The following is a 20,145-nucleotide window of genomic DNA, read 5'->3' as shown; positions in this document are numbered from 1 at the left end:
CGGGAGCCGCCCGGGGGCGTCTCAGGCGCCGAGCTGGATGCTGCCGCCGGGGATCGCCTCGAGCAGGGCCCGCGTGTAGTCCTGCTGCGGGCTGGTGAAGACCTCGTCGACGCTGGCGTGCTCGACGAGGCGCCCCCGCTGCATGACCACGACGTCGTCGGCGATCTCCCGGACGACGGCCAGGTCGTGCGTGATGAACAGGTACGTCAGCCCCAGCTCGGCCTGCAGGTCGTTGAGCAGGTGCAGGATCTGCCCCTGCACCAGGACGTCGAGCGCCGAGACGGCCTCGTCGCACACGACGACCTCCGGCTGCAGGGCCAGGGCGCGGGCGATGGCGACGCGCTGGCGCTGACCGCCGGACAGCTCGTTGGGGTAGCGCCGCAGCGAGCTCTGCGGCAGGGACACCTTGTCGAGCAGGTCCCGCACGCGGGCCTCGCGGCTCTTGGCGTCCCCGACCCGGTGCACCCGCAGGGGCTCCTCGATCGAGGAGAAGATGCTCCAGCTGGGGTCCAGCGACCCGTAGGGGTTCTGGAAGATCGGCTGGACGCGGCGCCGGAAGGCGAACTGCTGCCTGCGGTCCAGGGTCGTGATGTCGACCCCGTCGAACAGCACCTCCCCCTTGGTGGCCGGCAGCAGGTTCAGCACCATCTGCGCGACGGTGGACTTGCCCGACCCGGACTCCCCGACGACGGCCAGGGTCGTGCCGCGGCGCACCGAGAAGCTGACGTCGTCGACGGCCAGGAGCTTCTCCCCGCGCGGGCCGGCCCCGCGGATGACGAACTCCTTGGTGAGGTTCCGGACCTCGATGACGTCGGCCGTGGCCTCGTCCGGGACCGCGACGGGGGTCTCGGACGCGACGAGCGCGTGGACGGCCTCGGCCTTCGCCTCGGCCTGCTCGACGATCTGGGCGCGGTGCTGCGACTGCATGCGCCGCGAGGCCAGGGACGGGGCGGCCGAGACGAGCCGCTGCGTGTAGGGGTGCTGCGGCGCCTGGAGGATCTGCAGCGCCGGTCCCGACTCCACGACCTGCCCCTTGTACATGACCACGAGGTGCTCGGCGCGCTCGGCGGCCAGCCCCAGGTCGTGGGTGATGAGCAGGACCGCGGTGCCCAGGTCGGAGGTCAGGGAGTCGAGGTGGTCCAGGATGCCCCGCTGGACGGTCACGTCCAGCGCCGAGGTCGGCTCGTCGGCGATGAGCAGCCGGGGGCGGGAGGCCAGCCCGATGCCGATGAGGGCGCGCTGGCGCATGCCGCCGGAGAACTCGTGCGGGTACTGCTTGTACCGGCGGGCGGCGTCGCCGAGCCCGGCCTCCCCGAGGACCTCGATGGCGCGCCGCTTGGCCGCCGCCCCGCGGGCGATGCCGTTGGCCTCGATGGCCTCCTTGACCTGGAACCCGATGTTCCACACGGGGTTCAGGTTCGACATCGGGTCCTGGGGGACGAGGCCGATGTGCTTGCCGCGCAGGTTGACGTACTCGCGCGTGGAGGCGTGGGCGATGTCCTGGCCGTCGAACAGGACCTGCCCGCCGACGACCTTGCCGGTGCCCGGCAGCAGGCCGATGACGGCCATCGCCGAGGTGGACTTGCCCGACCCGGACTCCCCCACGATGGCGACGGTCTGACCGGGGTAGACCGTGAAGTTCGCCTTGCGGACGGCGTGGACGGCCCGGCCGCCGGAGGTGAAGTCGACCTCGAGGTCGCGCACCTGCAGGAGCGGCTTGGTCCGGTCGACGGTCGGCGTGAGCGGGCTCATCGGGTGCGGCCCTTCGGGTCGAGGGCGTCGCGCAGGGCGTCGCCGAGCATGAGGAACGACAGGACCGTCAGGGACAGCCCGAGCGAGGGCCACAGCAGGATCGACGGGTCGGTGCGCAGGGTCGTGCGGGCCAGCGAGATGTCACCGCCCCAGGACACGATGTTCGGCGGGAGCCCGACGGACAGGAACGACAGCGTCGCCTCGGCCGCGATGAACGTCCCCAGCGAGATCGTGGCGACGACGATGACCGGGCCCAGGGCGTTCGGCACGACGTGCTTGACGAGGGTCGCCATCCGCGACAGGCCCAGGGACTTCGCGGCGGTCACGTACTCGGCCGAGCGCACCTGCAGCACGGCCCCGCGCATGATGCGGGCCACCTGCGGCCAGCCGAACAGGGCCAGGGTGAGCGCGACGGTCAGCACGTTGCGGCTGTCGAGCATCTGCAGCAGGACGATCGCGCCCAGGATGAGCGGCAGGGCGAAGAAGATGTCCCCGACGCGGGACAGGACCGCGTCGAGCCAGCCCCCGAAGAAGCCGGCCAGGGCCCCGACGACCCCGCCGATGACCACGACCAGCAGCGTCGTGAGGATCCCGACGCTCACCGAGGCGCGGGCCCCGTAGACGAGCCGGGCGTAGACGTCGGTCCCGGCCTTGGTGACCCCCAGGGGGTGGGCGTCGGAGGGACCGGCCAGCGAGGAGGCCAGGTCCACGAACCGGGGGTCGGTGGAGGTGAACCACGACGGGAAGACCGAGACGACGACGAGCGCGAGGATGATCAGGCTCGGGACGATGAACAGCGGCCGCTTGCGCAGCTGGCGCCAGGCCTCGGTGAACAGGCCCCCGCTGGGCGCGGACTCGTCGACCGCGTCGACCGCGGCGAGCGGGGTCTCCTCCAGCGGGGCGACGAAGTGCTCCTGGCCGGGACGGACGGCGGTGCCGCCGGACCTGCCCACGGTGTTCTCAGACATAACGGATCCTCGGGTCCAGGACGGCGTAGAGCAGGTCGACGACGAGGTTGGCGACCAGGTACACGAGCACCAGGATCGTCACGACCGACACGACCGTCGGGCCTTCCTGCCGGATGACGGACTGGTACAGCAGGTTCCCCACCCCGGGGACGTTGAAGATGCCCTCGGTGACGACGGCCCCGCCCATGAGCGCGCCGAGGTCGGTCCCGAGGAAGGTGACGACGGGGATGAGGGAGTTGCGCAGGACGTGCACGGTCATGACCCGCGGCCGGGAGAGCCCCTTGGCCGTCGCGGTGCGCACGTGGTCGGCCGACAGGCCCTCGGCCACGGAGTTGCGGGTCAGGCGCAGCACGTACGCGAACGACAACGCCCCGAGCACGGCCCCGGGCAGGATCAGGTCGGCCCAGGCCGGGTCACCGCCCACGGTGGCCCGGGCGATCCCCCACTTGATCCCGATGAAGTACTGCCCGACGAAGCCGAGCACGAAGACGGGGATGCCGATGACGACGAGGGACAGGAACAGCACGGTGGAGTCGAAGACCCCACCGCGGCGCAGGCCGGCGAGGAAGCCGAAGACGATCCCGAACACCGCCTCGATGGCGAGGGCGACGACGGCCAGCTTGATCGTGACCGGGAACGCCCGGGCGATCTGGCTGATGACGGGCTGGCCTGAGAAGGAGGTCCCGAAGTCGAGGGTGAAGACGCCCTTGAGGAAGTACAGGTACTGGACGAAGAACGGCTGGTCCAGGTGGTACTGCTCGCGCAGCAGCGTCAGCGCCGTGGGACTGACGGGCTTGTCGCCGAACAGGGCCCGGATGGGGTCGCCGGGGAGGGCGAACACCAGGGCGTAGATGAGGAGCGTCGCTCCGAAGAAGACGGGCACCATCTGCAGCAGACGGCGCCCGATGTACCAACCCATCACGAGCCTCCTCGGGGGACCGGCCTCCCTGGGCCGGCCCGGCGGTCAACGTCGGTGTTCAGTGTCGCGCCCGGACCTGCACGCGCGAACGGGGGTGGGCCGGACCTCCGACCCACCCCCGGACCTCACGTCAGGACTTGGTGACCTGGTAGTACAGCGGGACGCTGTTCCAGCCGAACTCGACGTTCGAGGCGCTCTCGGCGTACCCGCCGCTGGCGTTGGAGTACCACAGCGGGATCGCCGGCAGGTCCGCGAACAGGATGGTCTGGACCTCCTGCAGGATCTTGTTCGCCGCGTCCTGGTCGGTGGTCGACTCGGCCTGGCTGAGCTTGGCGTCGACCTCGGGGTTGGAGTAGTCCCCGTCGTTGGAGTCCGCGCCCGTGGCGTACAGGGGCCCGATGAAGTTGAACAGACCCGGGTAGTCGGCCTGCCAGCCGCTGCGGAAGGCGCCCTTGATGGTGCGGTCGGTGACGTCGGTGCGCAGCGCGGCGAACGTCGGGTAAGGCGCGCCCTCGGCCTTGATGCCCAGGGTCTGGCGCAGCAGCGCCGTCACCGCGTCGACCCACTCCTGGTGACCACCGTCGGCGTTGTAGCCGATGGTGAAGGTGTCGGTGTACGGGGAGATGGCGTCGGCCTGCTGCCACAGCTGCTTGGCCTTGGCCGCGTCGGCCGTCAGGACCTCGTTGCCGGGGACCGTCTCGGAGTACCCCGCGATGACGGGGGACGTGAAGTCCTTGGCCGGGGTGCGGGTGTCGCTGAAGACGCTCTTGCAGATGGCGGCGCGGTCGATGGCGTAGCTGATCGCCTGGCGGCGCAGCTTGCCCTCCTCGCCCTCGAAGTGCGCGAGCTTCTGCGGGATGGTGAAGGACTGGAAGACGGCGGAGGGCTGGTTGACGGCCCGGTCGCCGAGCTCGTCCTGGAAGGTCGCCAGCGCCGACGGCGGGATGTTGTCGAGGACGTCGAGGTCGCCGGACTGCAGCGCCGCGTAGGCCGCGTCGTAGGTCTCGTAGAAGACGAAGGCGAGGGAATCGTTCTGCGCCTTGCGCGGGCCGTCGTAGTTCTCGTTCGGCACGAAGTCGATGCGGACGTTGTGCTGCCAGGCGCCCTCGGCCTTGAGCTTGTACGGCCCGTTGCCGACGGGGTTCTCGCCGTAGGCCTCGATGTCGTCGTAGGCGTTGTCCGGCAGCGGGTAGAAGGCCGAGTAGCCCAGGCGCAGCGGGAAGTCGGACTGCGGCTGGACCAGCTTGACCGTGAAGGTCGTGTCGTCGACGACGGCCAGCCCCGACAGCGTCTGCGCGGTGGGCGGGTCGGACTGGACCGCGTCGAAGCCCTCGATGGGCTGGAAGAAGTAGCTGGAGAGCTGCGTGTTGGTGCCCAGCGCGCCGTAGTTCCAGGCGTCGACGAAGTTCTTGGCGGCCACGGGGGTGCCGTCGGAGAACTTCGTGCCGGACTTGATCTTGATGGTGTAGGTCTGCGCGTCGGTGGAGGAGATCGACTCGGCGATGTCGTTCTCGGGGGTGCCGTCGGCCTTGTAGTAGACGAGACCGGCCCACAGCGAGTCGAGCAGGCGGCCGCCGTTGACCTCGTTGGTGTTGGTGGGGATGAGCTTGTTCTGCGGCTCACCGCCGTTGACGACGACGTCGCCACCGGTCCCGCCGGTCCCGCCGCCACCGCCGGAGCCACCCTGGTCCTCGTCGTTGCCGCCGCACGCCGCCAGGGTCGCCAGGGCCGCGATGCCCAGGACGCCCTTCAGGCCGTTGCGCCGGCTGAACGCGGACCCCGTGACGACGCCGATGCGCTGGCCCGGCTGGTCGTCCTTCTCGAAGCTGCTCAAGGTGGAACTCCTCCTCGCACGCGTGACTGGGTGGGCACGATGCCCATCTGAGGCGACTCCTGACGAGCAGGATGTCCACCGCTACAGGTCGGGCAGCACGTTAACACCCGGTCAACCCGAATCCTGACGCACGTGAACGGCGATCCCCGCCCGCGCAGCGCACCCTCCCCCAGTGTCCCCCCACCCGGAGGCTCTCCGCGCACGAAGGATCACGCTCTGCGACGGGCCGGGAGGGTGACGTCGCAGGTCAGCGCCCCGGACGGCCCGCTGGGGGCCGCAGGTAACGATGTCGTTGCAACGTCGTCGCGTGTCGTCGTGGATCCTCGCGGATCGTCACGGGCCGCGTCGACCCCCCACGACGGTACCCGGTGGGGTGCCGGGACGGCTGGAGCGGTGGGATCCCCGTCGACCCCACCGCCCGCGCAGCATCCCGCACCCCACCCCTCCGGCCCACCACCGCACCCCACCGGACACCGGATCGAGACCTGATCGTTTCCGCGACGGACCCGAACGGGCCGGGCCGGACCGGGTCGGGTGTGGGAACGGGCCCGGAGCCCGCGGGGTCCACGGGTCGGGCTGGGGCGGGACGCGGCCGGCCACGACGGCGCGGCCGCGCCCGCGGCGGGGGTCAGGCCCCCTGCTCCAGCGGTCCGTACGTCATGACCGGCTCGGCCATCTCCAGGTCCGCCGTGGCCTGGATCAGCTCGATGAGCTCGGGGTCCAGCCCGGGGGCGAACTCCTCGTACCGCTCGGGCGCGATGGTCAGCGGAGCCCCCTCGGGGGCCTGCTCGGTCCCGTCCAGCTCGGTGCCGTCCTTCGACGGCGACGCGCCCCGGTAGATCTTCGCCGCCTCCGAGGCCCCGGTCAGGTCGAAGGTGTACTGCTTGGACTGCCAGCCCAGGTCCACCATCTGCTTGACCTCGGGGAAGCGCTCGGCGTTGGTCTTGGGGATCGGCAGCAGCTTGCGCCAGTCCACCCCCAGGGTCTCCAGGGCCTTGGCGTAGCCGTTCTCGTGCGCCTGGTCGCGCACGATGAGGTAGGACACCGTCGAGCGCAGCGTCTTGTTCGCGCTCATCTCGTAGATGCGGCACTTCTGCAGCCGGCCGGTGGACTCCAGCATCAGGTTGTACAGCAGGTCCAGCACGAGGTTGCCGGAGTTGTACACGTAGCTGCCGCTCCACGGGTTGCCCGCCGCGTCGACCGGCAGCGCCCCCTGCGCACCCACGAGGTAGTGGTGGATGTTGCTGTCGCTCAACGCGTTCTGCAGCGGGGTCGCCCCACCGGCGCCGGGGGTGTCCAGCGGGTCGGTGTCCTTGCCCTGGTAGCGGGGGGACCCGTCCAGCAGGCGCGCGATGGTGGTGCCGATCAGCTCGACGTGGCTGATCTCCTCGGTGCCGATGCCCTGCAGCAGGTCCTTGTACGGCTTGGCCTGCGGGCCGCGGAAGTTCATCGACTGGAACAGGTACTGCATCATCGTGCGCATCTCGCCGAACTGACCGCCGAGCCCCTCCTGCAGGGCGTTGGCGGCCGCGGGGTCCGGCTCGTCCTCGGCGATCTCGTGGATGAGCTTCTGGACGTGCAGGTACACGGGGGCCTCCTCGACGTCGGACGTGCGCGGCGCTGCGGTTCAGCAGTCCCGACCCTGCCCCTCCCCCACGCCGGCCGCGACCCGGAGCGCCCGCCGGTCACGACGGCGGGCGCTCCCCTCAGGCGCCGACGGGCTCGATCCAGGCCAGGTAGAGCCAGTGCCCCGCGGCCGTCGGCCGGCGCTCGATGAGGAACCCGCAGGGGATCTCGCGGCCGTCGGCGTGCAGGACCGGGAGCACCAGCGGTGCGCCCAGGACGCGGGACTCCCCCGTGCCCAGGTGCCGGCTGAACCCGGCGACGTGGGCCTCGCGCAGGGCCGGGGGGATGATCGCCACCACGCGGCGCCCCACGAGTTCGGCCACCTCCCAGCCCAGTGCGGCGGCCAGGGCGTCGTCGACGGCCAGGACGCGGCTGCCGGCGTCGATGGCGACGAACCCCCGGCCGCTGCGCACGGCGGCCTCGCGCACGGCGGTGAGGGCCTCCTCCAGTGCCGCGGCGGCCTCCGGGGCCAGCTCGTGCCCGGGGATCTCGAACCGCTCGTGCCGGGCCCCCTGCCAGGCGCGGGCGGGAGCGCCCTGCAACTGGCTCTGCACCTGCTCGCACACCCAGTCCCGCACGGCGACGACCTCGGCCTGGCCGGGCAGGGCCAGCAGCAGCCCCTGCCGGGCCAGCTCCTCGGCGGCGTCCAGGGCGTCCTGCAGGGCCGCGGCGGCCGGGCCCGTCCACGGCGGCAGCTGCAGGTCCAGGTCGACGGCCTCCAGCGCGACGGGCAGCCCGCTGAGCCGCACGGGGTCCGGCGCGGTGCGCCGGGCCTGCTCGGCGGCGGCGAGCACCGCGTTGGAGAAGGACTGGCGGGCCCCCTCCACCGCGGCCAGGTCGACGACGGGTTCGGCGTGGGTGGCCAGGTAGAGCGTCAGCTCCCGCAGCAGCGCGTCGTGGTGCTCGCGGGCGGCCAGCCACAGCGTGGGCGGGATCCCCACCAGCTGGACCCGCCGCGGCGACGCGTCGGGTTCGGGCCGGTCCCCGTCGGCGGCGCGGGCCGTGAACCCGTCGGCGACGTCCCACTGCTCCTCGTCCCAGGCCGCGAGCAGGTCCTCCTCGGACGGCTCGTGGTCCGGGGTGCGCAGTTCGAACCAGACCACCTTGCCGTCGGGCAGGCTGGTGGTGCCGCACCCGCTGCTCACCGAGGCCACCAGCGCCATGCCGCGCCCGGTGGTGGCCTGCTGCCCGTAGTGGCGCTGCGACGGCTGGGTGAGGTTGAAGTCGCGGACCTCGACCCGCGCGTGGTCGGGGTGCACCTCGACGCCGACCTCGACGGTCGTGCGGGCGTGCAGGGCCGCGTTGGTCACCAGCTCGCTGACCGCCAGCTCCCCGGCGTCGACCCACTCCGGCCGCCCGGCCGCGGCCAGGGACTCCCGGACGAAGCGGCGGGCCCGGCGGGCCGCACCCGGGTCGGGTTCCAGCGTCAGCCGGTGGCTGCACGGCCGCCCTGCGCCGCCACTGGTCACGCTCCCCACTGCCACAGTCTGTCACCTTCGAGCGGCGCTCCGTGTGCCCGCGCGCCGGAGCTGGGCGGTGCCGCGACCCGCCGGCACGCCGCAGGCCCGCGGGGACCCCGGTCAGACGTTGAAGCGGAACACGGGGCTCGGCCGGCCTCACCTGCGGTGATCCTCTGACCTACCGCCTGACCTGCAAGAACGTTGCGCAGCGCTTGTCGACGTCTGCCACGGCTTAGGTGCGTCTCACGGCCTGGCGACGGCCTGGCGACGGCCTGGCGTCGTCAGATCACCCACCTGCTCCCGACGTCATCCAGGCTCAGGCGGTACCAAGCAGTGCCGATCACGGCGTGCAGGTCGGGGCCGCGGCTGGTGTACCGCGCCCGGGGCAGGTCCGCGCCACCTGGCAGCACCAGCCGCGCCGGTGACCCCGCCAACCAGATGGAATCCGTGGCGAGCCGGAGCGGGGTGAGGACGTCGTCCTCACCGCCGTAGCCGCTGATCGTCGCAGCCTGGTCATCGGCAACGAGCACCGCACGGGCGTGGTCGACCGGGACACGGCCATGATCCTGAGCCTGCCCAGCGTGGACACCAACGAGGTGGAAGGAGGTCCAGCTGTACGTCCACGCCGCCTCGCCGTCGACATTGAGGACGAGGCAGTCGTAGATGTCCGGCAGCGCAGTGCTCAGGGGATAGCGCCAGTGGGGAGTCAGGTCGGCGCCGAAGCGGACCAAGCCGTGTTGGCTGAAGTAGTGATCGCGCGGGGACTCCTTGTCGTAGCCGATCCACACCTGGCCCTCGACGGTGCTGAGCACGCGGGTCACGCCGCGACCGACATCGATGGTCCGCACCAGACGGCCCACCCCGTCGTGGACAGCGGCGCGGGGACCACCGGCTTCGACGACCAGCACCTGCCCGTGCGGCAGCGGCTGCACGTGGAAGGCCCAGGGCACCGTCTCCAACGGCATGCTCGCGCTGAGCTGACCGTCGCAGTCGTACCGGCTGAGGTGCGTTGCCCTTTCGCTGGTCTCCCCCCACAGGGCTAGGGCCTCTCCGCTGGGGCCGAAGCCGACCGTCCGAGGGTCCTGCTGCTCGGGGACGCCCTCGGGGCGTTGCAGGTCGGTGTGGTGGCGCAGAGGAAGCGTGGGGTAGGTGAGCACCTCTTGCCGGCGCAGCGCCTGCTGCTCCTCCCACTCACGCCGAATGCTGTGGGGGTGTTCCAGCCGGTCCTGGTGATACAGCTCCGAGCGCTGTTGGGCGTCGCGCTCCGGATCGCCCGACGGCGTCCACCGCTGCTCGATCCGCAACCTCCGCTCGACAGCCTCGCGTCGTGACCGCTCCCGCTCCGCCACCCTCTGCTGCTCGTGCTCGTCGAACCATTGCCCCCACCGCTGCTGACTCCAGTGCTCCATCTCCTCCTGCCACGTGTCCCACACCCCGCCATCCTGACCTGTCGTGCTGCGGGGCGGCAGCACCAACCGGACGAAGGCCCGAGATGCCGCGTACCGCGGCAACGGGCGTTAACGCGGCACTTTTTTCGAGCGGCGGCATCGCGAGAGAGCACCAGCCGTAGGAGCCCCCTCCGACCAGGAGCGGCACCCCGGTAAACGGGGGGGTCAGGCGAGTGCGGCACTCCCGACCAGCTCGACCCCATCGTCCCAGACGAGTCGGTGAGGCTCGATGTCCTCGATCATGGACAGGGCGAGCAGGTTGTACTTGTTCGCGAAGCGACGCCCGTCCTCGTAGCTGTGCCGGCAGCCGGGGAACGGGGTCCCGGTCGTGCGGTGGAAGAGGTAGAGCTGCACGGCTCGCATCTGCGCGTCCGTCAGCTCCGGGCCGATTTCCAGCAGCCTCTGCGCGAGCACGAGCTTGCCCCCCGTCGTGACGTCCAGCCTGCCGTTGGTGAACAGCTCTCGCGCCAGCGCGTCCAGCGCCTGCGGTGTCGCATCCATGATCCGTTGGATGCGGCGTCGCAGCAAGACACCGCGCCGCGCCTGCAGCTCCACGCGCAGGACCTCGTCCATGACGTCCGCGAGCGCCAACAGGACGGCGGCCTGCGTCTTGTCCTGGGTGATCGCCGCCTTCTCACGCATCTGCACGCCCTTGTTGTACGTGCGGGCGATCCACTGGGTCTTGCTGCCCCTGCTCATGGACTGCAGGCATCCGTCGCGGTAGTGGCGGCTGTCGTACTTGGCGAACACGAGGGGGACGCGGGCGATGTTGGCCATGGTGGTCGACGTGGACTCCACGACGTAGTTCTTGGAGATGTCGATCCGGTACAGCTCGACGTCGTCGATGACCGGGACGTCCGGGAACCGCCGACCGAGGTCGGTCAGAGCTGCGTCGACGGCATCGGGGAGGAGCGCGGCCTCCATCGGGTAGATGTTGTGCCCGTCGAGCATCTCCGCGACGGACCACTCCAACCGGACGGTGGGGGTCTCGCCCCTGGTCGTCGCTGAGAGGTGCGCACGGCCGTCACCGATCAGCACGTACTCGCTGCCCCACTCGTGCCCGAGCCGGGACCGGCCGTGGTTCTCCAGCTCCCTGACCAACTTGGTGGTGGTCGCTCCGACGACCGTGACCGTGTCGAGCGCTACCCCGGATGCTGGGGAGAGCTGCCTTCTGTCAGTGGGACTGGCGGACGAGGCGCGGTAGACGGCGGTGTCCGTGCTCACCTGGTGTTCGACGCCTGGACCCGCTGCTCCAGCCACCGGCGGACGTCGGTCTCCCGGTAGCGCAGGTAGCGACCGACCCGCGCGGCGGGCGGACCGTCGCCACGGTGGCGCCACTGGTACAGCGTGGTCACGGGGATCTGCAGGTAGCTGGCCACCTGCTGCGGGCTCATGAGGACGTCGTCAGCCACGGAATCTCCAAGTTGGTGTGCGGTGCTCCGAAGATGACCACAGTCGATCGCAGGTGTTGACTCATGTCAAGAAGGAATGGCATGTTTCCAACATGGGTACAAGGCCAGTGGAGAAAGGGGCCGTCGCCACGACGGTCGCGACGAACATTCGAGCCGTCCGCGAGCGCCGGGGATGGTCGCAGCAGCAGCTCGCCGGCCGCCTGGCCGAGCTGGGACGCCCCCTCGCCGCGTCGGCCATCGCCAAGGTGGAGAACGGCGACCGTCGCGTGGACGTCGACGACTTCGCCGCCTTCGCCGTCGCGCTCAACGTGTCCCCGGCGCGGCTGATGGTGCCCGACGCCGACGACGAGTCCGAGCTGTTCGCCGTCACCCCGGCGTGCGAGGTCTGGGCGTGGTCCGCCTGGCAGTGGGCCACGGGCGTGGAACCGCTGCGGACTCCTGCCGAGGCGCGGGGCGAGACGGAGATCGTCCGGTCCCGGCTCGACTTCGACGCCGAGCGTCCCGTGTGGTGGCGGGCACTGGACCGCGAACCGCTGATGCAGTGGTTCACCTCGCTGCAGGAGCAGATCCTCTCCCTCACCCGTGTGCTGTGGAAGAACACGGTGCTGCCGGACCACCTCGTCATCCGCATGGAGAGCACGTCCGTGAAGAACCGCCTCAAGGCGGCTCACCGCGCCCTGGCGGGACTCCAGGAGGAACTCGTACGCCTGACCGAGAGGGAGAGCTGATGTCGCACATCGAGAAGCGCGGACCCGGGCGCTACCGCGCGCGCTGGAACGAGCCGGGTGGACGGGAACGGTCCAAGACCTTCGAGCGGAAGACGGACGCGGTCAAGTTCCTCGCGACGGTCGACGCCGACCAGCTCCGCGGACAGTACGTCGATCCGCACGACAAGACCACGGTGCTGGAGTACGCGCGGCAGTGGGCGGAAGGCAGACCTCACCGTCCGACCAGCGCACGACGGACGGCGAGCAACATCAACAACCACATCGCCGGAACGGCCCTCGGGGAACGCCGGCTGGCCTCCGTCCTACCCTCCGACGTGCAGGCGTGGGTCAGCGACCGGGCCGCCAGGCTCGCCCCGTCCACCTTGGACAACCTCGTCAGCCTCATCCGCAGCGTGTTCACCGCAGCGGCGCAGGACCGGCTCATCGGGACGTCGCCTGCGATCAAGCTGACTCTGCCCGCGTCCCGTCCTGAACGGGTCGTGCCCTTGACCGTGCAGCAGGTGGTCGGTCTCGCCAGCGCCATGCCGCCCCGCAACGAGGCCATGGTGCTGGTGCAGGCGGGTCTTGGTCTCCGGATCGGGGAACTGCTGGCCCTGCGCCTCGAGGACGTCGACTTCCTCCACCAGACCGTACGCATCGACTGGCAGACGGACGACGAGACGCGATCGCTGGTGGACGTGAAGACCCCGACGTCGCACCGAACGATCCCGCTCCCCCGTGTGGTCGCGGAAGCGCTGAGCCGGCACATCGCCACCTTTCCTCCCGCGGAGGACGGCACGCTGTTCCACACGCGGTTCGGTCAGTTCTACCGCCGGGATTACTACGGAACGACGATCTTCAAGAAGGCCGTCCACAAGGCGGGGCTGCCGAAGGGGACGACGTCCCACGACCTCCGCCACCACTACGCCTCCGTGCTCATCGAGCGCGGAGAGAGCCTGGTCGCCGTCGCGGAACGCTTGGGGCACGAGAACGCGACCCTGGTCATGACGACCTACGGTCACCTCATGCCCAACAGCGAAGCAAGGACCCGGAAAGCGGTCGACGACGCCTGGTCTGAGGTGCTCGACGGCCTGGGGACGGCCTCCGCGAGCGCCTGACAAGCATCGCTGCAGGTCAGAAGCCCACGGAGGCCCTCAGTCAGACGTTGAAGCGGAACTCCACGACGTCCCCGTCCGCCATGACGTACTCCTTGCCCTCGATGCGCACCTTGCCGGCGGCCTTGGCCTCGGCCATCGACCCCGCGGCGACCAGGTCGTCGAAGGAGACGACCTCGGCCTTGATGAACCCGCGCTGGAAGTCGGTGTGGATGACGCCCGCGGCCTGCGGGGCGGTCCACCCCTTGCGGATGGTCCAGGCCCGCGACTCCTTCGGGCCGGCCGTCAGGTAGGTCTGCAGACCCAGCGTGGCGAAGCCGACGCGGGCGAGCTGGTCCAGGCCGGACTCGTTCTGCCCCACCGACTCCAGCAGCTCGGCGGCCTCCTCGGCGGACAGCTCCACGAGCTCGGACTCCAGCTTGGCGTCGAGGAACACGGCCTCGGCCGGGGCCACCAGGTCGCGCAGCTCCTGCTTGCGGGCCTCGTCGCCCAGGACGGTCTCGTCGACGTTGAAGACGTAGATGAACGGCTTGGTGGTCAGCAGCCCCAGCTCCTTCAGGAGCGCCACGTCGACGTCGTCGGCCTTCGTCGCGGCCGACAGGGGACGGCCGGAGTCCAGGACCTTGGACGCGGCCTCGGCGGCCTTGAGCACGGCCGCGTCGGTCTTCTTGCCCTTGACCTCCTTCTCCAGGCGCGGGACGGCGCGCTCGAGGGTCTGCAGGTCGGCCAGCACCAGCTCGGTGTGGATCGTGGCGATGTCGTCGGCCGGGTCCACCCGGTTGGCGACGTGCACGACGTCGGGGTCGGCGAACGCGCGCGTCACCTGGCAGATCGCGTCGGCCTCGCGGATGTTGGCGAGGAACTTGTTGCCCAGCCCCTCACCCTCGCTGGCGCCCTTGACGATCCCGGCGATGTCGACGAAGGACACCGTCGCGGGCACGGTCTTCTCGCTGGAGAAGACCTCCGCGAGCCTGTCCAGCCGCGGGTCGGGCAGCGCCACGACCCCGACGTTGGGCTCGATGGTGGCGAACGGGTAGTTCGCCGCGAGCACGTCGTTCTTGGTCAGGGCGTTGAAGAGCGTGGACTTGCCGACGTTGGGCAGTCCGACGATGCCGATGGTGAGAGCCACGGGAACAGGAGCCTACCGTCTGCGCTCACCCGGCCTCGGCGACGAGGAAGCGCCGCAGCTGCCCCACGTCCTGGAACGAGGTGAGCTGCTCGTCGGAGAACCGCACCCCGAACTCCGCCTCCAGGGAGTACATGATGTTGATGTGGGCCAGGGAGTCCCAGCCCGGCACGTCCGCGGCGGTCGTGGAGTCGGTGAGCTCGACCTCGTCGCGGCCGAGCACCTCCCGGAACACCTGCAGCATGCGGTCGTCGACGTCGTTCACCGTGCGCTCCTCACCGTCTCGCCCTGCTGGTCCCGTGCGGTCGGCACGGCCGGTCCGTGCAGGTCGACGACCCGTTCGACGGCGACCAGGCCGGGCGTCGCGACCGTGGCCGGCAGCGCCAGCTCCCAGTGCGTCGTCCCGTCCTCGTCCCGTCCCACGAGCCGGCAGCCGAGCCGTTCGTAGAGCCCGGCGACCTGCGCGTTCTTCGCGGTCGGGACGTACGTCCCCCGCACGGTCCTCGCCCCCGACGCCTCCGCGGCCCCGACGAGGACCGCGAAGACCTCGTCCTCGAGCGTGCGCCCGATGACGCGGCAGCTCATGAGCCAGGAGTCGACGTCGAGCACGTCGCCCTCCCGGCGCGCGAGCAGCACCGCGACGATCCCGTGGTCGGCGAAGCGGTCGCGCACGCGCACGACGAACGTGGTCCACGCGGGGTCGGCGGCCACCGCCTCGACGTCGGCGTGCGAGTGCCGGCGCGTCGTGAGGTTGAACTGGTTGGTCTTGCCGAGCAGCTGGACGACCCGGGCGAGGTTCTCCGGGCCGAGCGCGCTGACCTCGGCGTGCATGTCGAGGGAGGCCAGGTACTCCTCCAGGGTCCCGGCCTGCTCCCGGGCCTGCACGGCCCGGGCCCGTGCCCGGTACTGCGCCGTGCGGGCGGTGTCCTCCGCGGTCAGGGCGTCGGTCTCGAAGAACGGGTACGCCGCGAGCGCCGCGACGTACCCGGAGGGTTCGGCGGGCAGGGCGACGACGTCGACGCCGGGCACCAGGTCGCGCACGGCCTCGCGCTCGGCGGGGTTGTCGTCGACGAACACGAGCGCGTCCTCGCCGATGCCCAGGGTCGCGGCGATCTCGCGCACTGCGGTGGGTTTGTCGTCCCAGTTCGCCTTCAGGACGGCGATGTCGTCGAGGCGCACGAGCACGTCGGGGTTGCGCTCGAACGCCTCCCGCACGTGGGCCTCGTCGTTCTTGGAGCTGACGGCGAGGACGACGCCCTTGGCCTTGAGGTCGAGGACGTAGCGCTGGAAGGCGCTGAACGCCTCCCCGCGGGCGCCGTGGCCGACCTCGATGCCGTGCGGCCCGACCTCACCGAGGACCCCGCCCCACAGCGTGCCGTCGAGGTCGAGGACGAGGCACTTGCGGGACCGGCCGAGCTGCGCGCCGATGACGGCGGCGGTGTGCTGGGCCAGCAGCGGGACCGCCCCGAGGGCCACGGACTGCTTGGCGGCGTGCACGTACCGCGGGTCGGTCCAGTTCCGCTTGCCGACCGTGGCCGCCAGGCGCTCGCAGTCGACGACGCCGATCCCCTGCGCCGCCCGGGCCCCGGCTTCCTCACCGAGGCGCCGGGCGAAGCGCTGGAGCACGGCGTAGCGCGAACCGGGGGTCCTGACGGCCAGGTGCCCGAGGGCGACGTCGGCGGGCAGGACGACGCCGTGCTGGACGACGCGGGCGCCGAAGCGCGCGGTGGCCAGGTCCCACAGCCTCGTCCAGTTCGCCAGCTCGGCCTCGACGGCGGCCTCGGGGTCCTCGCTCGTCGCCGGCAGGTCGACCGCGGCGGCGTCGACGGCGAGGACGACGACGTCGGGGTCGAACGCGTGCAGCGCGCTGGTGGGGTCGAGGAGCTCGGTGCGGAACTGCCCGTACCCGCACTCGTGGACCTCCACCTCGACCCCGGCGCGGGCGCAGGCCAGCGGCAGCAGCTGGGTGAGCTGGGTCGTGGTGTAGCTGCCGAGCACGGCGACCTTCGCCCGGCGCGGGGCCGGTGGGAGGTCGGCGCGCACCGACCGCCAGACCCGGTTCGCGCCGAGCCAGGTGGCGAAGTCGGAACCGGCCCCCGTCACGGCGGCGTCGGTGGCCGCGAACGCCCACTGCGCCGCGCGGCGCGGCTCGCCGGCGTCGGCGAAGGCCCTGGCCAGGTCCAGGCACGCGCGGGCCGCCGGGACCGGTGTGGTCCCCACGGCGGCCAGCGCGTCCCGGATCGCGTCGCGCGTCATCGTTGGTCCCCCCTCGTGGCCGTGCGCCCTGACGCGGTCAGGGCTCAGGCGGTGCGCGTGTGGTCCGGTTCGGCGCGCTGCGCTCCCTGGGCGCGCGCCTGCGGTCGCAGGATGCGGGCGGGCGGGGCGAAGGCCGTGGCCCCGGCCGGCACGTCCGTGCTGACGTTGGCGTTGGGCCCGATCTGGGCGCCGTCGCCGACGGTGATGGCCCCGACGAGGACCGCACCGGGCCCGATGGAGACGTCGCGGCCGATGTGCGGGACGGCTTCGCGCCGGGTCTCGGCGCCGTCGGTGAACCCGATGGTGATGCCCGACCGCAGGGTCGAGTCGTCGCCGATCACGGCGAACGCGGGGATCTGCACGGCCTGGTGGTGGCCGATGGCGACCCGCCGGCCGATGATCGCCTCGTCGGCGATCTCGGTGCCGTAGAGGTTCTGGATGACGAGCCGGTTGACGAGCCGGTGCGCCACCTTGACCGCCCGGCGCACGGGCGCGGGCTGGGACAGGCCCCAGAACCCGATGCGGTGGACGACGAGGGCGTGCAGGCCCGGGTGCACCAGGGACCGGGAGTGGCGTTCGAAGTCCTCGCGCAGCAGCGTGCGCAGCGGTGCCGTGCTGGCCGCCTCCGCCGCTCCCACGCCGTGCCGCAGACCGCCTCGACTGTCGTGCCCCACGTCGCCCCCCGTCATCGCCCCGCGTCAACTCTCACGTGGCGTCACTGTAGCCGGGACCGGACCCGGCCCCGCCGCCCCCCACCGACGGCGCGCCGTCCGTGCGACACCAGCGAACACCCTCCCGCCGTGGGCGTCGAGGGGCGGGAAGCGTTGGCGCGCAGGGGGAGAACTCGAACCCTCAACTTGGTGACTAAGCGTCCTGAATCATCACTCAGCGTGAGGAAGGGGTCGATCACGGGGCCACGGCGGACACCGGGGAACCCCGGGCGGTTCCACCCGTCCGGAGCAGTCGACGACGCTCCGCGACCGTGCGGGGCGTCGTCGGACCGGCCGCGGCCGGCGACCGGGGCGTGCACGGGCTCTCGACGTCGTCGTCGCGCCCGTCCCGGCAGAGGCTTCGGCGGCCGCCGGGGCGGCGGCCGGGCCGGTCAGACGGGGGTGACCGGCAGGGAGCGGCGGCCCCCCGCCTTGAGGTCGCGGCGCAGGTCCGTCGGCAGCGCGAACTGCAGGTCCTCCATCGCCGTCGTGACCTCCTCGACCGCGCCGTAGCCGCGCTCGCGCAGGTGCGCGAGCACCTCCTGGACCAGGACCTCCGGCACCGAGGCGCCCGAGGTCAGCCCGACGGTCGTCACGCCCTCGAACCACGCGTCGTCGATCTCCCCGGCGTCGTCGACGCGGTGCGCGGCCCGGGCACCGGCGTCGAGGGCGACCTCGGCCAGCCGCACCGAGTTCGAGGAGTTCGCGCTGCCCACGACGATGACCAGCTCCGCCTCGGGGGCGATCTTCTTGACCGCGACCTGCCGGTTCGACGTGGCGTAGCAGATGTCGTCGCTGGGCGGGTCCTGCAGGTTCGGGAACCGCTGCCGCAGCCGGCGCACGGTCTCCATCGTCTCGTCCACGCTCAGCGTCGTCTGCGACAGCCACACGAGGTTGTCGGGGTCCTTGACCTCGATGCGGTCGGCGACGTCGGGGTTGTCGACGATCGTGATGTGGTCGGGCGCCTCCCCCGCCGTGCCCTCGACCTCCTCGTGGCCGGTGTGGCCGATGAGGAGGATCTCGGCGTCCTGCCGGGCGAAGCGGACGGCCTCCTTGTGCACCTTGGTGACCAGCGGGCAGGTGGCGTCGATGGTCTGCAGCGAACGGGCCTTCGCGGCCTCGCGCACGGCCGGGCTCACGCCGTGGGCGGAGAAGACGAGGTGGGCGCCCTCGGGGACCGCGTCGGTCTCGTCGACGAAGACCGCCCCGCGGGCCTGCAGCGTCCTGACGACGTGCTTGTTGTGGACGATCTCCTTGCGCACGTAGACGGGCGCGCCGTAGAGGTCGAGCGCCTTCTCCACCGCGACGACCGCGCGGTCCACCCCGGCGCAGTACCCCCGGGGCGCCGCGAGCAGGACGCGCTTGCCGCCGTCCCAGGCCGCCCGCGCCGCGGGGGCGCCCAGCAGCGCGGTGTCGTTGCAGTCGTCGGCCGCGGGGGCCACGGGGTCCGTCACGGTCCGGGTCACGCCCCCATGGTAAGTCGGCCCCGGCGCCGGGCCGGGGCGCCTCCGGAGCGGGCCGGCGGCTGGGAGGATGGGCCGGTGCCCGCCGCTGACCCGCCCGTGCGCCGACCGACCTCCGCCGGGGAGACGACGGCGGAGAACCCGTGGCCCGTGCGGCTGCTCGCGGCCAAGATGGACGCCTACATCGCCAGGATGCCCTGGACGTGGGTCGAGGGGCAGGTCGTGCAGGTCAACGACCGGCCCGGCGCCTCCGTCGTCTTCGTCACGCTGCGCGACGCCGACACCGACATGTCGCTGCCCGTCACCATCACCCGCCGCGTGCTGGGCCGGCTGCGCGAGACCCTGCCCGACGGCCTGGCCCACGGCACCCGCGTCGTCGTGCACGCCAAGCCGGAGTTCTTCGCCAAGCGGGGGTCGCTGAGCCTGGCCGCCGACGACGTCCGCCCCGTCGGCGTCGGGGAGCTGCTGGCCCGGCTGGAGCACCTCAAGCGCGTCCTGCGCAGCGAGGGCCTCTTCGACGCCTCGCGCAAGCAGGAGCTGCCGTTCCTGCCGCGCACCGTCGGGCTGGTCTGCGGGCGGGCCTCGGCCGCCGAGCGCGACGTCGTGGAGAACGCCCGGCTGCGCTGGCCCGCAGTGCGCTTCGAGGTCCGCGAGGTCGCCGTCCAGGGCCCGCACGCCGTCACCGAGGTCGTCGCGGCGCTCGCCGAGCTCGACGCCGACCCCGACGTCGACGTCGTCGTCATCGCCCGCGGCGGCGGCAGCGTCGAGGACCTGCTGCCCTTCAGCAACGAGGCGCTCGTGCGGGCCGTGGCGGGCACCCGCACCCCGGTCGTGTCCGCCATCGGGCACGAGGTCGACTCCCCGCTGCTGGACCTCGTCGCCGACGTGCGCGCCTCCACCCCCACCGACGCGGCCCGGCTCGTCGTGCCCGACGTGGCCGAGGAGCTCGCCGGAGTGCGCCAGCTGCGGGCGCGGGCCCGCCGCGCGGTCACCGGCCGCCTGGAGCAGGAGGAGCACGCCCTGGCCGCGCTGCGGTCGCGGCCCGTGCTGGCCGCCCCGCACGTCCTGCTCGACGCGCGCCGGGACGAGGTCGACGCGCTGCGGGAACGGGCCCGGCGGGGGCTGGGGCACCGGCTGGACCGGGCGCGCGTCGACGTCGACCACCTGCGGGCCAGCGTGCGGGCGCTGTCCCCGCGCTCGACGCTGCTGCGCGGCTACGCCGTCGTCCAGCGCCCCGACGGCTCCCTGGTGCGCACCCCGCAGGACGCCCCCGAGGGGACCCGGCTGCGGATCCGGCTGCCCGACGGGGAGGTGGCCGCGACGGCCGGGGAGGCTGGGTAGCCTCGCCG

General features: G+C 72.0%; 17 protein-coding genes. 3 read left to right on the top strand and 14 right to left on the bottom strand.

The features are described from left to right. Positions 1-21 precede the first annotated feature (21 nt). The 9 genes from BJ968_RS17755 to BJ968_RS17715 form a co-directional block, all read right to left on the bottom strand. Complete coding sequence (locus BJ968_RS17755; protein ID WP_179754095.1) at positions 22-1,752, bottom strand: dipeptide ABC transporter ATP-binding protein; 1,731 nt, start codon at positions 1,750-1,752, stop codon at positions 22-24. Then, positions 1,749-2,720: an ABC transporter permease gene (locus BJ968_RS17750; RefSeq protein ID WP_179754093.1), complete on the bottom strand. Its 972-nt coding sequence runs from the start codon at positions 2,718-2,720 to the stop codon at positions 1,749-1,751. Before BJ968_RS17750 ends, BJ968_RS17755 begins: the two co-directional genes overlap by 4 nt. Then, entirely contained in the window at positions 2,713-3,639 is a 927-nt protein-coding gene (locus BJ968_RS17745) for an ABC transporter permease (protein ID WP_179754091.1), read from the bottom strand. The genes BJ968_RS17750 and BJ968_RS17745 overlap by 8 nt, the downstream gene beginning before the upstream one ends. A gap of 130 nt (positions 3,640-3,769) precedes the next feature. Then, positions 3,770-5,392, bottom strand: a complete 1,623-nt coding sequence (locus BJ968_RS17740; RefSeq protein WP_179756932.1) for a peptide ABC transporter substrate-binding protein — start codon at positions 5,390-5,392, stop codon at positions 3,770-3,772. Positions 5,393-6,101: 709 nt separating this feature from the next. Beyond that, entirely contained in the window at positions 6,102-7,061 is a 960-nt protein-coding gene (locus tag BJ968_RS17735; RefSeq protein WP_179754089.1) for a manganese catalase family protein, read from the bottom strand. A gap of 118 nt (positions 7,062-7,179) precedes the next feature. Beyond that, entirely contained in the window at positions 7,180-8,568 is a 1,389-nt protein-coding gene (locus tag BJ968_RS17730; RefSeq protein WP_179754087.1) for an ATP-binding protein, read from the bottom strand. A 272-nt stretch (positions 8,569-8,840) separates the two neighbouring features. Further along, complete coding sequence (locus BJ968_RS17725; RefSeq protein ID WP_179754085.1) at positions 8,841-9,992, bottom strand: hypothetical protein; 1,152 nt, start codon at positions 9,990-9,992, stop codon at positions 8,841-8,843. A gap of 180 nt (positions 9,993-10,172) precedes the next feature. Continuing rightward, a complete protein-coding gene (locus BJ968_RS17720) occupies positions 10,173-11,231 on the bottom strand; it encodes a phage/plasmid replication domain-containing protein (protein ID WP_179754083.1) in 1,059 nt (352 codons plus the stop codon). Further along, a complete protein-coding gene (locus BJ968_RS17715) occupies positions 11,228-11,419 on the bottom strand; it encodes a helix-turn-helix domain-containing protein (RefSeq protein ID WP_218885140.1) in 192 nt (63 codons plus the stop codon). The genes BJ968_RS17720 and BJ968_RS17715 overlap by 4 nt, the downstream gene beginning before the upstream one ends. Before the next feature lie 107 nt (positions 11,420-11,526). On the opposite strand from BJ968_RS17715, the gene BJ968_RS17710 reads away from it, so the two are divergent. Beyond that, the gene (locus BJ968_RS17710; RefSeq protein ID WP_179754081.1) at positions 11,527-12,147 is read left to right on the top strand and encodes a helix-turn-helix domain-containing protein; all 621 of its coding nucleotides are present in this window, start codon (positions 11,527-11,529) and stop codon (positions 12,145-12,147) included. After that, positions 12,147-13,244: a tyrosine-type recombinase/integrase gene (locus BJ968_RS17705; protein WP_179754079.1), complete on the top strand. Its 1,098-nt coding sequence runs from the start codon at positions 12,147-12,149 to the stop codon at positions 13,242-13,244. Before BJ968_RS17710 ends, BJ968_RS17705 begins: the two co-directional genes overlap by 1 nt. Before the next feature lie 40 nt (positions 13,245-13,284). Here BJ968_RS17705 and ychF read toward each other — a convergent pair whose 3' ends face one another. The 5 genes from ychF to BJ968_RS17680 all read right to left on the bottom strand — a co-directional run bounded on the left by ychF (position 13,285) and on the right by BJ968_RS17680 (position 18,736). Then, positions 13,285-14,370: a redox-regulated ATPase YchF gene (ychF, locus tag BJ968_RS17700; protein ID WP_179754077.1), complete on the bottom strand. Its 1,086-nt coding sequence runs from the start codon at positions 14,368-14,370 to the stop codon at positions 13,285-13,287. 25 nt (positions 14,371-14,395) lie between these two features. Next, positions 14,396-14,632, bottom strand: coding sequence for a phosphopantetheine-binding protein (locus BJ968_RS17695; protein WP_218885139.1), 237 nt, complete (start codon positions 14,630-14,632; stop codon positions 14,396-14,398). After that, a complete protein-coding gene (locus tag BJ968_RS17690; protein WP_179754075.1) occupies positions 14,629-16,623 on the bottom strand; it encodes an HAD-IIIC family phosphatase in 1,995 nt (664 codons plus the stop codon). Before BJ968_RS17690 ends, BJ968_RS17695 begins: the two co-directional genes overlap by 4 nt. A gap of 44 nt (positions 16,624-16,667) precedes the next feature. After that, entirely contained in the window at positions 16,668-17,261 is a 594-nt protein-coding gene (locus BJ968_RS17685) for a serine O-acetyltransferase (protein ID WP_218885138.1), read from the bottom strand. 464 nt (positions 17,262-17,725) lie between these two features. Beyond that, positions 17,726-18,736 (bottom strand): 4-hydroxy-3-methylbut-2-enyl diphosphate reductase, encoded by a 1,011-nt coding sequence (locus tag BJ968_RS17680; RefSeq protein WP_179756926.1) that lies wholly within the window; start codon positions 18,734-18,736, stop codon positions 17,726-17,728. A 138-nt stretch (positions 18,737-18,874) separates the two neighbouring features. On the opposite strand from BJ968_RS17680, the gene xseA reads away from it, so the two are divergent. Continuing rightward, a complete protein-coding gene (gene xseA, locus BJ968_RS17675; RefSeq protein ID WP_343078096.1) occupies positions 18,875-20,137 on the top strand; it encodes an exodeoxyribonuclease VII large subunit in 1,263 nt (420 codons plus the stop codon). The last annotated feature ends 8 nt before the right edge of the window (positions 20,138-20,145 follow it).

It is taken from the genome of Kineococcus aurantiacus (genome assembly GCF_013409345.1).
In the GTDB taxonomy this organism is placed as follows: Bacteria; Actinomycetota; Actinomycetes; order Actinomycetales; family Kineococcaceae; genus Kineococcus; species Kineococcus aurantiacus.
The sequence above is the reverse complement of the archived record's forward strand: the minus strand, read 5'-3'. Positions and strand labels throughout refer to the sequence as shown.

What these genes read in the sequence shown, in the direction of transcription:
- BJ968_RS17755 (WP_179754095.1), bottom strand. Translation starts at nt 1,752, where the DNA reads ATGAGCCCGCTCACGCCGACCGTCGACCGGACCAAGCCGCTCCTGCAG.
- BJ968_RS17750 (WP_179754093.1), bottom strand. Translation starts at nt 2,720, where the DNA reads ATGTCTGAGAACACCGTGGGCAGGTCCGGCGGCACCGCCGTCCGTCCC.
- BJ968_RS17745 (WP_179754091.1), bottom strand. Translation starts at nt 3,639, where the DNA reads ATGGGTTGGTACATCGGGCGCCGTCTGCTGCAGATGGTGCCCGTCTTC.
- BJ968_RS17705 (WP_179754079.1), top strand. Translation starts at nt 12,147, where the DNA reads ATGTCGCACATCGAGAAGCGCGGACCCGGGCGCTACCGCGCGCGCTGG.
- BJ968_RS17690 (WP_179754075.1), bottom strand. Translation starts at nt 16,623, where the DNA reads ATGACGCGCGACGCGATCCGGGACGCGCTGGCCGCCGTGGGGACCACA.